The organism is Streptomyces sp. NPDC107500 (assembly GCF_055582785.1).
The window spans coordinates 245,832-260,200 of the sequence record NZ_JBVJPF010000006.1; the positions used below are offsets into that span (position 1 = coordinate 245,832).

Consider the following 14,369-nt stretch of genomic DNA (forward strand, 5'->3'; position numbering starts at 1 on the left):
GGACCGGCCGAAGCGAATCGGCGACAACCCGCGTACGACGAGGTGGGGGCACAGCAACGCCATGGCACAGGGCACGGTCCAGGTGACGCACACCGGCACCTCGCGGTGGCGGCGCCGCACAGGTGAGTACGCATCGCTCGCCGCCGCCCTGGAGGCCGCGGCGGAGGGTGACGTCCTCACCGTCGCCCCGGGGACCTACCGGGAGAACCTCGTCGTCCAGCGGGCGGTGACCCTGCGCGGACCCGAGGGCGGCCAGGGTTCGGTGCGCATCGCGCCCGTCGACGGCGTCCCGCTGACCGTGCGCGCCTCGGCGGTGATCCAGGATTTGCACGTGGAGGGCCAGGACGCGGCGGCGCCCGCGGTGCTCGTCGAGGACGGTACGCCGGAGCTGCTGGGCCTGAGAGTGGTCGCGCGTTCCGCCTCCGGGATAGAGGTGCGCGGCGGCGCGCGGCCCACGGTGCGACGCTGCGTCGTCGACAATCCGGCCGGTGTCGGCATCGCCGTCCTGGACGGCGGGGGCGGCGTGTTCGAGGAGTGCGAGGTCGTCTCGGCCGGACAGGCGGGCGTCGCGGTGCGCTCCGGCGCCCATCCCCGGCTGGAACGCTGCCGCGTGCACCATGCCGCCGGTTCCGGGCTGACCGCGACGGGCGAGGGCTCCGCGCTGGAGGCCGTGGGCTGCGAGGTCTACGAGGTACGGGGCAGCGGAGTGCAGGTCACGGGCCGGGCCACCGCGCACCTGACCGACTGCGACGTGCACCGCACCACCGGCGACGGCGTCACCCTGGACACGGACGCCGTGCTCACCCTCGCCGACTGCCGCATCCACGACATCCCGGAGAACGCGGTCGACCTGCGCTCCCGTTCCGTCCTCACCCTGACCCGCACCACCGTGCGGCAGTTCGGCCGCAACGGCCTGTCGGTGTGGGACCCGGGCACGCGGGTGGACGCCAACCAGTGCGAGATCTTCGACAGCACGGGCGACTACCCGGCCGTGTGGGTCAGCGACGGCGCCACCGCGGTGCTCGACTCCTGCCGGGTGCACGACGTACCGGACGCGCTGTTCGTCCTGGACCGCGGCTCCCGCGCGGACGTCGTCGACAGCGACCTGTCCCAGGTGCGCAACACGGCGGTGTCGGTGAGCGACGGCGCCACCGCTCAGCTCGACGACTGCCGCATCCGGGACGCGGCCACGGGCGCGTGGTTCCGCGACCACGGCAGCGGCGGCACCCTCAACAACTGCACCCTGGACGGCAACCGCACCGGCGTCATAGTCACCAAGGGGGCCGACCCCACGATCGAACGCTGCACGGTCGACTCCCCCTCGGAGGCCGGTGTCTACGTGTCGGCCGGCGGCCGCGGCAGCTTCCTGAACTGCCGGGTGACCGGCAGCGCGGGCTACGGCTTCCATGTGATCGACGGCTGCCGTACGACGCTCCGGAAGTGCCGCACGGAGCGGTGCGCGCGCGGCGGGTACGAGTTCGCGGAGGGCGGCCCGGACAGCGCGTACGACTCCGGTCCGCTCGTCGAGGACTGCACCAGCGACGAGAGCGGCTCCGCGGCGGCGACCGCCCCGGCGGAGCCGGTCGTGCAGACGGTGAGCCAGTCCCCGGGGCTGCTGGGCTCGATCCCCGGGCAGCGCACCACCGAGCAGGAGCCCCTGATCGCGCCCGTCGCCCCGCAGGAGCCCGCGCGGACCTCGAAGGCGGTGCTCGGCGAACTGGACGCCCTGGTCGGCCTGGACAGCGTCAAGCGCGAGGTGCGGGCCCTGACCGACATGATCGAGGTGGGCCGGCGCCGGCAGCAGGCGGGCCTGAAGGCCGCGTCGGTCAAGCGGCACCTGGTCTTCACCGGCTCCCCGGGCACCGGCAAGACGACGGTCGCCCGGCTGTACGGCGAGATCCTCGCCTCGCTCGGTGTGCTGGACAAGGGGCACCTGGTCGAGGTCTCCCGGGTGGACCTGGTCGGCGAGCACATCGGCTCCACGGCGATCCGCACCCAGGAGGCGTTCCAGCGGGCGCACGGCGGGGTGCTGTTCATCGACGAGGCGTACGCGCTCTCCCCCGAGGACGCGGGCCGGGACTTCGGCAAGGAGGCCATCGACACGCTGGTCAAGCTCATGGAGGACCAGCGCGACTCGGTCGTGGTGATCGTCGCGGGCTACACGGCCGAGATGGAGCGGTTCCTGTCGGTCAACCCGGGTGTGGCGTCCCGTTTCTCACGGACCATCACCTTCGGCGACTACGGACCCGACGAGTTGCTGCGGATCGTCGAGCAGCAGGCCGACGAGCACGAGTACCGGCTGGCCCCGGGCACGCCCGAGGCGCTGACGAAGTACTTCACGGCGATCCCCAAGGGCCCCGCCTTCGGCAACGGCCGCACCGCCCGCCAGACCTTCGAGGCCATGGTGGAACGGCACGCGAGCCGCGTGGCCCAGCTGGCCGATCCCAGCACGGACGACCTGACCCTGCTGTACGCCGACGACCTGCCCGAGCTGCCGAAGTAGCGCTAGCAGGCCCCGGTCGCGTCGTCCGCCGCCGGAACGGGCGCGGGGCCCTTGGTGTGGCGGGGCGCCGGCACCTCCGGCCGGAGCCGGGCCAGCAGCCGCCCGCGCTCCTCGGCGAAGACCGGGTCGGCCTGGTAGTCGGAGTGGCCGAGGACCGGCGCGGGCAGCGGATGGAGTTCGGTGCGGCCGTACGTCAGCGGGTCCTTGAGGGGCTCGTGGTCCACCGCGGGGCCCGGGTCGCCGGGCAGCCGCACCGGTCCGCCGATGGGGTCGGTGCGGCGGTACAGGTTGCGCCAGCAGTCGACCTCCCGGTGCAGCGAGGCGAGCGCCTCCGGTCCGAAGTGGGCCGGGAACCAGCGGCCGTACAGCCGCTCCAGCGGTGAGCCGTAGGTGAGCAGGGCGACCCGCCTGCGGGCGGCCGGCTCCAGCTGCCAGGACGCGGCGGCGGCGAGGACGCTGCCCTGCGAGTGCCCGGAGATGACCAGCCGTCCGCCGGTGGCGCGGGTCCAGGTCGCCATCCGCCAGGTCAGGTCGGGCACGGCGCGCTCGGCGTAGCAGGGCGGCGCGAAGGGGTGGGCGGCGCGCGGCCAGAAGGTGCCGACGTCCCACAGGATGCCGATGGTGCGCCGCGCGGAGGCGTCCTTGTAGGCGCGCCTGCCCCACGTCACGAACAGTATGAAGCCGAGGCCGATCAGCCAGGAGCCCAGTGCCTGCGCGGTCTGCGCGGCACCGTGCACGACGGCGTACGTACCGCGCGCCGCCTCACCGGGCACCTGGTCGGTCGTCAGGGCACCCACCAGCGCTCCGGCACCCAGCAGCAGGGTGGCGGCCGAGGTGATGGCGACGATCAGCGGCGCCCGGTCGGTGAGAGTGGCCGTCGCGCGGGCCAGCGCGATGCGCCGGGTGCGTCCGGGGTCCCCGGCCTCCCCTGCGAGGTCACCCTCCACGGCGTCCCGTTCGGCGCGGGCCAGGCCCCAGGTGTGCCGGGCCAGCGCGGCGCACAGCAGCAGCACGACGACGAGGAGCGGCGGGATGACGGACGCCTGCCAGGTCAGCAGGACGGGCGGGCCGTCCAGGAAGGTGCCGGTGCCGTCCATCCAGTCCGAGACGCGCTGGGCGACGCCGCCGGACATGAAGCCGCCCAGGGCGCAGGCCAGCATGACGACGGCGGGTCCGCCGAGGCCGCGGATCGCCGCGCGGGCGTCGGGGAGGCTGCGGTGGAGCAGGTGCGCGACCACGGCGAGGGCGATGACCAGCAGACCCTGCGTCAGGGCGATGCCGCCGAAGGCCATGTCACCGGAGAGCCGGCCGGCCGACGCCCACCCCGGACGGTCCCAGCCGCCGTAGAGCAGGGCGAGGACGAACAGGACGAGGGCGGCGAGCGGCAGACGCCGTACGAGGTGGCGGTCGAGGCGCCGGTCGAGGCGGTTCTCGCTGCGGCCCCGGCGGCAGACCACCACGATCACGGCGACGGCGCCGGCGGCCAGTGCGATCTGGAGGAGCCATCCCAGCGTGTCCAGCGCCGCGGGCCCGCCCGGCCGGCGGTCGAAGCGGGCCGCGGGCGCGCCGACCGCCACCGCGATGGTCAGCAGCCCGGCGGCGGTGTGCGCGGCGCGCAGCCGGGCCACCAGGCGGCGGCCGTACCAGAAGCCGGGCCGGCCGAGGGCGGTGTGGCCGGGGCCCTCCTCGGGGTCGGCCTCGCGGTCCATCGGCTGCTGGGACTCGTACGCCCGCCAGGTGCGCAGCGACAGGTACCACAGCAGACCGGTGAGGGCGGCGGGTACCGCGGCCGCGAGGGCGAGCCTGCGGCCGGGCGCGCTCCACCAGCCGCCGTCGGAGACCACCGGCGACAGGAAGCCCACCCAGGAGTGGCGCTCGGCGCACACGCGCGTGCCCGCGCACTGCCAGGCCACGAGGTCGAGCGCGACCTCGCAGGCGGCGGCGACCAGCAGCACCGTCAGGGTGAGCCCCGCGAGCCGCACCAGCAGCCCGTACAGCCGTACCGTGCGGATCCGGCCGCTCGCGGCGGGCCGCATCCAGTGGGCGAGGTTGACCACCATGAACGGCAGGAGCAGCAGCCACAGGGCGCGGGTTCCGTTGCCGGAGGTGAGGTTGCACCAGACGTAGGCCTCGGGCACCGGCCGGCCGCGGTAGTCCTCGGGCCGGGACTCCGCGTCGACGTCCTCCGCGCGCCGGAAGACGGCCGCGACGTGGTCGCCGGTGACCCGCACGGTCCGCGGGTCGTCCAGCATCTCGGCGGGCGTGGTGCCGCCCACCCCGTGCACCAGGAGTTCCAGGGCGGTGCCGGATCTCCCGTCCCGCTGCTCGGCCTGTTCCACTGTCCGCACTCCCCCGTGACGCGCCGTCGGCTCTGTCCGTGCGGGCACAAGGATCTCCGTTCGACGGGCTCCGCACACCCTTCGGCACGGAATCTCCCCGAACCGTGTGACGAGTGATGCCATGACGAGACACGGGTGACATGTGCGCGTCGGACGGGCGGTGGGGCGGCCGGCGGTGCGGCGTGCGAGGATGGGACGTCCGCGCACGGGTGCGGGGGAAAGTCCTCATCAGAGCGCGTGCGGCGGCGGGTCGGACGGTTTGCGGCGAAAGGACCGAAGCGTACGTGAGTGAGAATCCGAACCTCCTCGCGGAGCAGCGGCGCGCCCTGATCCTCGACGAGGTGCGCCGCCGGGGCGGGGTCCGGGTCAACGAGCTGACCCGGAAGCTCGGCGTGTCGGACATGACGGTCCGCCGCGACCTGGACGCGCTGGCCCGGCAGGGTGTGCTGGAGAAGGTGCACGGCGGCGCGGTCCCGGTGGCGGAGGCGAGCACGCACGAGCCGGGCTTCGAGGCCAAGTCAGGTCTGGAGCCGACGGCCAAGGAGGACATCGCCCGGGCCGCGGCCGAGCTGGTCGCGCCGGGTGCCGCGATCGCCCTGTCCGGCGGTACGACGACGTACGCGCTCGCGCACCGGCTGGTGGACGTGCCGGACCTGACGGTGGTCACGAACTCGGTGCGGGTGGCCGACGTGTTCCACGTGGCGCAGCGCACGTCGGGGACCCGGCAGGGCGCGGCCACGGTGGTGCTCACCGGCGGCGTGCGCACTCCCTCGGACTCGCTGGTGGGCCCGGTGGCCGACCAGGCGATCGCCACGCTCCACTTCGACGTGCTCTTCCTCGGTGTGCACGGGATATCGGCCGAGGCGGGCCTGTCCACGCCGAACCTGGCGGAGGCCGAGACCAACCGGCGGCTGGTGCAGTCGGCGCGGCGGGTCGTGGTGGTCGCGGACCACACCAAGTGGGGTGTCGTGGGCCTGAGTTCCTTCGCGGCGCTGGAGCAGGTGGACACGCTGGTGACCGACGGCGGCCTGTCGGCGGACGCCCGCGCGGAGGTCGCCGAGCACCTCGCGCTGGTCGTGGCGGGCGAGCCGGAGCCGACGACCGACTGATCCGGATACGCGGACGCCGCGCGTCGCTCCCGGCCCGGCGTCCGTGACGCCCCGCGCACCGCGTGCCCGGTCCGTCCCGTCAGGCCCCGCTGACACCGGACGCGCCCCCGGCTATCGTGGCGCCACTCGGCCGATCGTCCGCATGCGCCGCCGCGTACAAGGGGGTTGTGTCCATGGCTCACCGTCTGCGTCCGGTGGGTCTCGACTTCGTCGAGACGGCGCCGGTGCGTCTGGTCTTCGCGCGGGAGATCTCCGCCGCTCCCGAGGCGGTGTTCCGCGCGCTCGCCGAGGACGTGGCGGGCTGGCCCACGTGGTTCTCGGCGGTGACGTTCGCCCGGCCCATCGGTGAGGACGCGGGGCGCGAGGTCCGGCTGCGGGGCGGGACGCGCTTCGTCGAGACGGTCCTGACGGCGGAGCGGCCCGAGGTGTACGCCTATCGCGTGGACGTCACCAACGCGCCCGGCGCCCGGGCGATGGCCGAGGAGTGGCGGCTGGCGCCGGCCGGGACGGGCACGCGCGTGCAGTGGACCTTCGCGGCGGACGGTACGGCCCTGTTCCGTTTCGTGCTGGGCCGGGCGCGCCCGGGGCTCGGGCGGTCCTTCCGGGGAGCGGTCACCGCGCTGGACCGGCGGCTGACGCGTTCCTAGGGCCTGTCCGGCGGGGCGTCAGTCGGGCCAGGTGCCCGTGCGCAGCAGCGTCTCGATCGCGGTCGTGTACGGGCCGATGTCGAGGCCCTGTTCGGCGAGCCAGGTGTCCGAGTAGTACTTGTCGAGGTACCGGTCCCCCGGGTCGCACAGCAGCGTCACGACGCTGCCCCGGCGACCCGCGGCCACCATCTCGGCGACGATCTTCAGCGCGCTCCACAGCCCGGTTCCCGTGGAACCTCCCGCCTTGCGGCCGATGGCCTGCTCCAGGGCGCGGACGGCCGCGACGCTCGCCGCGTCCGGGACCTTCATCATGCGGTCGATGGCGCCGGGCACGAAGCTCGGTTCCATCCGGGGCCTGCCGATGCCCTCGATCCGTGAGCCGCGGTCGCAGGCGACGTCCGGATCGCCGGTGGTCCAGCCCTCGAAGAAACAGGAGTTCTCCGGATCGGCGACACAGACCCGGGTGTCGTACTGCATGTAGTGCACATAACGCGCGAGCGTCGCCGAGGTGCCTCCGGTGCCGGCCGTGGCGACGATCCACGCCGGTTCGGGGAACCGTTCCAGCCGCAGCTGCCGGAAGATCGACTCGGCGATGTTGTTGTTGCCGCGCCAGTCGGTGGCACGTTCGGCGTAGGTGAACTGGTCCATGTAGTGGCCGCCGGTCTCGGCCGCGAGGCGTGCGGACTCCTCGTACATCCGGCGGGAGTCGTCCACGAAGTGGCACCGTCCGCCGTGGAACTCGATCAGGCGGATCTTCTCCGTGCTCGTGGTGCGCGGCATCACGGCGACGAAGGGCACGCCGACCAGTTTCGCGAAGTACGCCTCGGAGACGGCCGTGGAGCCGCTGGACGCCTCGATCACCGGCCGGTCCGGGCGGATCCAGCCGTTGCACAGGCCGTAGAGGAAGAGGGAGCGGGCCAGGCGGTGCTTGAGGCTGCCGGTCGGGTGGGTCGACTCGTCCTTGAGGTAGAGGTCGATGCCCCACCGCTCGGGGAGCGGGAAGAGGAGCAGGTGGGTGTCGGCCGAGCGGTTCGCGTCGGCCTGGACCTTGCGCACGGCCTCTTTCAGCCATGTCCGGTAGCCGGCGTCACTGTGGTCGACGTCCAGGGTGGCGCCGGTGCGGGGGTGCGGGGTGGTGCTCACGAGGAGGCTCCTTACGCTGCGCGCCGACGGCGTGCCGGGCGGCCGACGCCTCGATCATAGACACCTTCCACACGCTTCTCACCTGCATAAACACACCTTTGAGCGCCCCAAAGGCACCCCTGGGGCGCGTCCGCACACACGGTGGGGGCGCATTCGCGCGAGTGCTCCGGACGACCCCGGAAAGAGGGGGTGCGTACTGGTGCTCCTCGCGCGGTGCGGGCAGACTGCCAGCGGGTGGGACGACCGACGCGCGCACGAGGGGGCGACGGCATGGCGGACCCGGAGTTCAGGGCCACGGGAGTGCGGATCGGCAAACGGCTGCGCTCACTCACCCGGGCCGGGACGGTCCGGATCAGCGGTGGCAGGGTCGAGTTGCTCACCAGCTACGGCAGTGAGATCGACAGCGCGCCGGTGCAGGCGGTACGGGCCTCGCGCCCCTGGTTCGGCCCGCACGACCGGGCCCTCGCCGACCTCAACGGCAAGCGGTACCTGCTGACGCTCGGCGAGCGGGACCCCGCGCCGGGTGAGCCGGGCCCGCCCGCGGCCCGCCGTTTCATCGAGGCCGTGCACAGGGCGGCCGGACATCACCGTTGAGATGTCCGTAAGTTGCGGTGCCTCACCCCTTGCGTCACGCTGGTCTCACGTCACTCTGGGTTTACCGGCGATAACGCTGCGAACCAGCCCGCCGGCCATGACAGCAGGCGGCGGCGCGCCGCGTGCGCCCTGCTGGATCCGAACTCCGTGTTCTTCCGGACCTCTTTGTCGGGGAGTCGCAGCCGTGATCAGTCACCCAAGCAGACACTGCACGGTGGAGCTGCAAGCCCTGCCGTCGCGGATCGGCCAGGTCCGCAGAATCGTATCTGCGCAATTGCGCTACTGGCATATGCACTCCCTGATCGACCGGGCCTCGCTCGGCGTGACGGAGCTGCTGACCAACGTCCACCTGCACGCCAGGCCGGACAAGACGTGCACCGTGGAGATAGAGCTGCTGCTGGAGCGGCTCACCGTCTCAGTGCGGGACCACGATCCGCGCCTGCCCGTCGTGGACGACGCCGAGCCCCTCGCCACCGGCGGGCGGGGGCTCGCCATGGTGGCGGCGATGAGCGAGAGCTGGGGCGCCCGGCCGGACGGCGAGTCCGGCAAGGTCGTCTGGTTCACGCTGCCGACGTGCGGCGGCCTGGCACCGGTCACCGCGCGCCCGCCGCGCCGCCTGGTCGAGGAGGTGCCGGCCGCCGTGTTCGTGGAGACCGAGCACGCCGTCGATCTGGGCAGCCCCCAACCCGCTCCCGCCCGGTCGGCCGTTGCCGGCTGACCGGGCGGTGACCCTTCGCTGCCGGGGGCCGTGCAGTGTGGGTCCGGTACCCGGTGGGTTCGGTGGGGGTGCGGGGTCCGGTGGCCGTGTCCGACCCCGTGCGCGTGCCCGACCCCGTGCCCGCGGGGGCGTGTCCGCGCGGGGTGACCCACGGCGAGCCCGCGCGGAACACCCCTGCGCGCGCGGGACGTACGCCCGTGCGGCAGGGTCCGCGCACGGGGGACGCCCGCCGCGTGCGCGCGCTCGGAGCACCCCGAAGCGCGCCTGCCCGCACGGAGTCCCCCGCCGGCTGGTCGCTACTCCGTGGCCACGGCGCGCAGTACGTCCAGGCGGGCCGCGCGCCGGGCCGGGCGGAGGCCGGCGAGGGCGCCCGCCGTGAGGCCGACGAGGGCCACCACCGCGAGTTGGACGGGCGGCACGGCGAAGGCGAAGGCCGTGTCCGAGGCACCGTCGGAGGCCGCCACGAGCACCCAGCCGAGGAAGGCGCCGAGGGCGAGTCCGCCGACCGTGCCGAAGGCGGCGACCAGGACGGACTCCCAGCGGACCATGGCCCGCAGTTGGGCCCGGGTCTGCCCGACGGCACGCAGCAGGCCGAGTTCGCGGGTGCGCTCGTGGACCGCCAGGGTCAGCGTGTTGGCGATGCCGAGGAGTGCGATGAGCACCGCGAGGGCGAGCAGCGCGTAGACGAGCGTGAGCATCATGTCGATGCCACCCGCCGAGGACCGCGCGTACTCGTCGCGGGTCTCCACCTCGGGGTTGCCGTACCGGTCGGCGACCTGTGCCACGGCCGCCTTGCCGGCGCTCGTTGACACGCCGTCCGCGAGGGCGACGGCCACCAGCGTGTCGGAGTCCTGGGTGCGGTGCGGGGCCCAGGCGGCGCGGGTGATGACGTAGTCGCCGGCGAGTTCGGACTGCCCGTAGACGGCGCGGACCGTGAAGGTCTCGGTGCGGCCGTCGGTGAAGGTCAGGCGTGCCGTGTCGCCGGTGGTCAGCCCTCGCTTCGCCGCCTCGCTCCCGGTGATCGCGATGCCGTCGGTGCCGAGGGAGCCGAGCGAGCCGTGGACGGTGCCCAGGTCGAAGGTGCGCTCCAGCGCGACCGGGTCCGTGACGGTCAACGCCCTTCCCTCGCCGTCGACTTCCGCGACGCCCCGGCCGAGGCCCACGGCGGTGTCCACCTCCGGCAGCCGCTGGACCGCGTCGGCCAGTCGCGGACTGAGTCCGCTGCCGCCCGCCCCGAAGGACGGGGCGCTGACGGCGACGTCGCCCGCGAAGGACCGGGAGACGGTCTGGTCCATGGTCGCCTTGAGCGAGGCTCCGAAGACCGTGAACAACGAGACGACGGCCACCCCGATCATCAGCGCCCCGGCCGTGGCGGCCGTGCGCTTGGGGCTGCGCAGGGCGTTGCGCCGGGCGAGGACGCCGGTGACGCCGCGCAGCCGGTCCAGCGGTGCGCCGAGGACGCGCACGGCGGTGGCGGAGGCGACCGGGCCGAGTACCACGAAGGCGGCCAGGGCCAGTACGCCGCCCAGTCCCGCCAACCAGACCGAGGGGGAGAGCAGGATGCCGCTCAGGGTCACCGCGAGGGCGAGCGCCAGCAGCGCCGCGCCGGTGACCGCACGCGTGCGGGAGGCACCGGACGTGTCGACGGCCGTCTCGCGCAGCGCCGCCAGGGGCGCGGTGCGGCCGGCCCGCGCGGCGGGCAGCAGGGCGGAGCCGAGGCAGACCACGACGCCGACGGCGAGCGGGAGCAGCATCGACAGGGCGCCGATCACCAACGCGCCCTCGGGGAAGGGGAACCCGATCGCCGGGAACAGTGCCTGGAGTCCGGCCGCGATGCCGATGCCGGCGGCGAGACCCGCGGCGGACGCGGTCACGGCCACGGCGGCCGCCTCGACGAGGGTGGCGGCGGTGATCTGGCGCCGGGAGGCTCCGAGCGCCCGCAACAGGGCGTTCTCGCGGGTGCGCTGGGCGACCACGATGGCGAAGGTGTTGTGGATCGAGAAGGTGGCGACCAGCAGGGCGACACCGGAGAAGACGAGCAGGAAGGTCGTGAAGAGGGTCAGGAACTGGCTGGAGATCATGTCGGTGTTCTCCGCCGCCGACTCCTCGCCGGTGATGGCCTCGACGCCGTCCGGCAGTACGGGCGTCAGTCGGTCGACGAGTTCCTGCCGGCCGACCCCCGGGCCGGCGCGCACCTGGATGCTCGCCGCCTCGCCCGGACGCGCGGTCAGGTACTTCTCGGCGTCGGCCCGCGTCATACCGGTGTAGGTCACCTGGGCCATGCCGTCCTCGCCGCCGAAGGTCGCCAGGCCGACGACGGTGACCTCGACCGGGTCGGGCGTGCGCAGGGTCGTCGTGTCGCCGATCGCGAGACCGCCCCGCTCGGCGGTGCCGCGGTTGACGACGACCTCGCCGGATGCCCGCGGGGCACGGCCCTCGGCGAGGCGGTACGGGTTCAGCCCGGGGTCGGTGATCCAGTTGCCGGCCAGGGTGGGCGGGCCCTGGCCGCCGATCGGCTCGCCGTCCGCGCCGACGAGCTGGCCCGCGCCCTGGATGCTGGGGGCGGCGGCCGCCACGCCGGGCACCCGCTCGACCGTCTCGGCCAGATCGGTGCCGACCGGCTGCCGTACGCCCTGGCTCTCGCCAGGTGTGGTGATGGCGTCCGCGCTGCGCACCACGGCGTCCGTGCCCGCGCCGGCCTTGCCGAACATGGTGTCGAAGCTCGCGCGGAGCGTGTCGCCCATGACCAGGGTGCCGGCCAGGAAGGCGACGCCGAGGACGACGGCGAGGAACGTCCCGGCGAGACGCCGCTTGTGGGCCCGCAGCGAGGAGACGCCGAGGCGGACGGAGGCGTTCATGACGGCACCTCGAAGGCTTTCATCCGGTCCAGGACCTTGTCGGCGGTCGGGGCGTCCATGCGGTCGACGAGGCGTCCGTCCGCGAGGAAGAGGACCTCGTCGGCGTGGGCGGCGGCGACCGGATCGTGGGTGACCATGACGACCGTGCGGCCGGTCCGCCGCACGGTGCGGCCGAGGAGGCCGAGCACCTCGCCGCCGGAGCGGGAGTCGAGGTTTCCGGTGGGTTCGTCGGCGAAGACCACGTCGGGCTGCCCGGCGAAGGCACGGGCCACGGCTACGCGCTGTTGCTGGCCGCCCGAGAGTTCGGCCGGCCGGTGGTGGAGGCGGGCGCGCAGTCCGACGACGTCGATCAGCGCGTCGACCCACTCGGGGTCGCCGCGGCGGCCCGCGAGGTCGAGCGGGAGGGTGATGTTCTCGGCGACGGTCAGCGTCGGGACCAGGTTGTAGGCCTGGAACACGAAGCCGACCCGGTCGCGGCGCAGCAGTGTGAGGCGTCGGTCGTCGAGGGTGCTCAGGTCGGTGTCGCCGATGCGGGCGGTGCCCGAGGTGAGCGTGTCCAGTCCGGCGGCGCAGTGCATCAGGGTCGACTTGCCGGAGCCCGAGGGCCCCATGATCGCCGTGAAGCGGCCGGCCGGGAACTCCACGCTCACCCCGTCCAGGGCGTGTACGGCGGTGTCGCCACCGCCGTACACCTTCACGGCGTCGACGACCCGGGCGGCGGCCCCGGTGACGGTCGTCGTGGTCACGCCGCACCGCCCTTGCGGGTCCGGCCGAACTGCTCGTCCAGCACGGAGAGCCGGCGCCAGTACTCGTCCTCGTCGATCTCGCCGGAGGCGAAGCGGTGGCCGAGCACGGTGATGGGCGAGTCGTCCTCGGCGGTGGGCCGTCCGGGTCCGCGGCGCCCTCGCCACACGGTGCGGCGGAGCAGGGTGACGCCGGCGCCGATGACCAGCGCCCAGATCAGCGGGAAGAGCAGGATCCAGGGGCCGGGCCCGCCGTCGCCGAAGTGTGCCAGGGTCTCCATGTCGTCCAACTCCTCGGTGGCGATGTCGTTCGTGTCGCTTTCGAGCGTCGTCCCCGAGGCGGGTCCCGGTCGTCGTACGGCCAGCGGCAGTGTGCGTACCCCGCGGGGAGTACGTACGCCGTCCGGGCCTGCTCCCTCCCCCGCCGGACTTCGGGTGTCCTGCGCCTCGACCTCTGTAACTACTAGTATGTACAGTGGATGCATGAGCACCTCGGAGCGGCTGATCGAGTCCACCCGCGAGCTGTTGTGGGAGCGGGGGTACGTGGGGACCAGCCCCAAGGCGATCCTGGAGCGGGCCCGCGCCGGACAGGGCAGCATGTACCACCACTTCAAGGGCAAGCCCGATCTCGCGCTGACCGCGATCCGGCGGACCGCCGAGGAGATGCGGGCCGGCGCCGCGGGGGTGCTGGACGGTCCGGGCACGCCGTACGAGCGGATCGCGGGCTATCTGCGGCGCGAGCGCGAGGTGCTGCGCGGCTGCCCGGTGGGGCGGCTGACCATGGACCCGGACGTGATCGCCGACGACGCCCTGCGCGCACCCGTCGACGAAACGCTCGACTGGCTCAGGGAGCGCATCGCCCGGATCGTCGAGGAGGGCAGGGCGCAGGGCGAGTTCGCGCCCTCACTGGTCGCCGAGGAGATCGCGGCGGCCGTCGTCGCGACCGTCCAGGGCGGTTACGTCCTCGCCCGCGCGTCCGGCTCCCCCACCGCGTTCGACGCAGCGGTCCGGGGACTGCTGGCCCTGCTGGCCCCGCACCACGACGCCCCCGCCCGGTAAGGAGCCCGCCGATGCACGCCATGCAGTACGAGTTCACCCTGCCCGCCGACTACGCGATGGACGCCGTCCGGGAACGGGTCGCCCGCACCGGGCACCTCCTGGACGACTGGCCCGGTCTCGGCGCCAAGGCGTATCTGATGCGGGAGCGCGGGGTGCACGGCTCGCCGGTCAACCAGTACGCGCCGTTCTACCTGTGGCGCACTGTGGAGGGCATGAACTCCTTCCTCTGGGCGGGCGCCTTCCAGCGGCCCACCGACGACTTCGGCCGGCCCGCGGTCCGCCAGTGGACGGGCCTGGCCTACGAGGAGGGCGGCGCCGCCCACTCCCCCGCGCGGGTGGCCGTACGACGCCGGCGGCCGGTGCCGGAGGGGGTGCCCCTGACGGAGTGGGCGGCGGAGGCGGTGCGGGAGACCGGGCGACTGGCGTCCGGGGACGGGGTGTTGCTCGCGGCGGCGGTCGTGGACACCGGCCGCTGGGAGCTGGTCCACTTCTCGCTGCACGCCGACGAGGCGCCGGACGGGGTGGCGGGCGAGGTCTTCCAGGTGCTGCACGTGTCGGCACCGGAGCGGGAGCGGCTGCCCCGGGGGCGCCAGTGGTGAGCGCCGTCCGCGTACGCGACGCGCACGACGACCCGTTCTTCGCCGACACCCGGCTCC

12 protein-coding genes are annotated in these 14,369 nt (G+C 73.9%); 7 read left to right on the top strand and 5 right to left on the bottom strand.

Annotated elements, in window-relative coordinates; genetic code table 11:
• Positions 1-61 precede the first annotated feature (61 nt).
• Positions 62-2,503 (top strand): right-handed parallel beta-helix repeat-containing protein, encoded by a 2,442-nt coding sequence (locus tag ACZ67M_RS24665; protein ID WP_469852767.1) that lies wholly within the window; start codon positions 62-64, stop codon positions 2,501-2,503.
• A 2-nt stretch (positions 2,504-2,505) separates the two neighbouring features.
• On the opposite strand, the gene ACZ67M_RS24670 is transcribed toward ACZ67M_RS24665, so the two are convergent.
• Positions 2,506-4,755 carry a hypothetical protein gene (locus tag ACZ67M_RS24670; RefSeq protein ID WP_467322250.1) on the bottom strand — a complete coding sequence of 750 codons (2,250 nt, stop codon included), beginning with the start codon at positions 4,753-4,755 and terminating at the stop codon, positions 2,506-2,508.
• A 371-nt stretch (positions 4,756-5,126) separates the two neighbouring features.
• Between ACZ67M_RS24670 and ACZ67M_RS24675 the strand changes: the two genes are divergently transcribed.
• A complete protein-coding gene (locus tag ACZ67M_RS24675) occupies positions 5,127-5,951 on the top strand; it encodes a DeoR/GlpR family DNA-binding transcription regulator (RefSeq protein ID WP_469852769.1) in 825 nt (274 codons plus the stop codon).
• A gap of 173 nt (positions 5,952-6,124) precedes the next feature.
• Positions 6,125-6,598, top strand: coding sequence for an SRPBCC family protein (locus ACZ67M_RS24680; protein WP_361356064.1), 474 nt, complete (start codon positions 6,125-6,127; stop codon positions 6,596-6,598).
• Between the two features lie 18 nt (positions 6,599-6,616).
• Here ACZ67M_RS24680 and cds1 read toward each other — a convergent pair whose 3' ends face one another.
• Positions 6,617-7,741, bottom strand: a complete 1,125-nt coding sequence (gene cds1, locus ACZ67M_RS24685; RefSeq protein WP_382813120.1) for an L-cysteine desulfhydrase Cds1 — start codon at positions 7,739-7,741, stop codon at positions 6,617-6,619.
• Positions 7,742-8,011: 270 nt separating this feature from the next.
• Between cds1 and ACZ67M_RS24690 the strand changes: the two genes are divergently transcribed.
• Positions 8,012-8,335 (top strand): hypothetical protein, encoded by a 324-nt coding sequence (locus ACZ67M_RS24690; RefSeq protein ID WP_122620713.1) that lies wholly within the window; start codon positions 8,012-8,014, stop codon positions 8,333-8,335.
• Between the two features lie 184 nt (positions 8,336-8,519).
• The gene (locus ACZ67M_RS24695) at positions 8,520-9,053 is read left to right on the top strand and encodes an ATP-binding protein (RefSeq protein WP_385794908.1); all 534 of its coding nucleotides are present in this window, start codon (positions 8,520-8,522) and stop codon (positions 9,051-9,053) included.
• 296 nt (positions 9,054-9,349) lie between these two features.
• Here ACZ67M_RS24695 and ACZ67M_RS24700 read toward each other — a convergent pair whose 3' ends face one another.
• Genes ACZ67M_RS24700 through ACZ67M_RS24710 form a run of 3 tightly spaced genes read right to left on the bottom strand, consistent with a single transcriptional unit; the run spans position 9,350 to position 12,935 of the window.
• Entirely contained in the window at positions 9,350-11,911 is a 2,562-nt protein-coding gene (locus ACZ67M_RS24700; protein ID WP_469852771.1) for an ABC transporter permease, read from the bottom strand.
• Positions 11,908-12,657, bottom strand: a complete 750-nt coding sequence (locus ACZ67M_RS24705) for an ABC transporter ATP-binding protein (RefSeq protein ID WP_361356056.1) — start codon at positions 12,655-12,657, stop codon at positions 11,908-11,910. Before ACZ67M_RS24705 ends, ACZ67M_RS24700 begins: the two co-directional genes overlap by 4 nt.
• Entirely contained in the window at positions 12,654-12,935 is a 282-nt protein-coding gene (locus ACZ67M_RS24710) for an SHOCT domain-containing protein (protein ID WP_361356421.1), read from the bottom strand. Before ACZ67M_RS24710 ends, ACZ67M_RS24705 begins: the two co-directional genes overlap by 4 nt.
• Before the next feature lie 202 nt (positions 12,936-13,137).
• On the opposite strand from ACZ67M_RS24710, the gene ACZ67M_RS24715 reads away from it, so the two are divergent.
• Together ACZ67M_RS24715 and ACZ67M_RS24720 are read left to right on the top strand one after the other, a co-directional pair.
• Positions 13,138-13,713: a TetR/AcrR family transcriptional regulator gene (locus ACZ67M_RS24715; RefSeq protein ID WP_469852773.1), complete on the top strand. Its 576-nt coding sequence runs from the start codon at positions 13,138-13,140 to the stop codon at positions 13,711-13,713.
• Positions 13,714-13,724: 11 nt separating this feature from the next.
• Positions 13,725-14,312, top strand: a complete 588-nt coding sequence (locus tag ACZ67M_RS24720; RefSeq protein ID WP_469852774.1) for a DUF4865 family protein — start codon at positions 13,725-13,727, stop codon at positions 14,310-14,312.
• The last annotated feature ends 57 nt before the right edge of the window (positions 14,313-14,369 follow it).

Bases quoted from the DNA above. Each gene is read 5' to 3' on its own strand.
- ACZ67M_RS24665 (WP_469852767.1), top strand. From the start codon at position 62: ATGGCACAGGGCACGGTCCAGGTGACGCACACCGGCACCTCGCGGTGG.
- ACZ67M_RS24670 (WP_467322250.1), bottom strand. From the start codon at position 4,755: ATGCTGGACGACCCGCGGACCGTGCGGGTCACCGGCGACCACGTCGCG.
- ACZ67M_RS24680 (WP_361356064.1), top strand. From the start codon at position 6,125: ATGGCTCACCGTCTGCGTCCGGTGGGTCTCGACTTCGTCGAGACGGCG.
- ACZ67M_RS24690 (WP_122620713.1), top strand. From the start codon at position 8,012: ATGGCGGACCCGGAGTTCAGGGCCACGGGAGTGCGGATCGGCAAACGG.
- ACZ67M_RS24700 (WP_469852771.1), bottom strand. From the start codon at position 11,911: ATGAACGCCTCCGTCCGCCTCGGCGTCTCCTCGCTGCGGGCCCACAAG.
- ACZ67M_RS24710 (WP_361356421.1), bottom strand. From the start codon at position 12,935: ATGGAGACCCTGGCACACTTCGGCGACGGCGGGCCCGGCCCCTGGATC.
- ACZ67M_RS24715 (WP_469852773.1), top strand. From the start codon at position 13,138: ATGAGCACCTCGGAGCGGCTGATCGAGTCCACCCGCGAGCTGTTGTGG.
- ACZ67M_RS24720 (WP_469852774.1), top strand. From the start codon at position 13,725: ATGCACGCCATGCAGTACGAGTTCACCCTGCCCGCCGACTACGCGATG.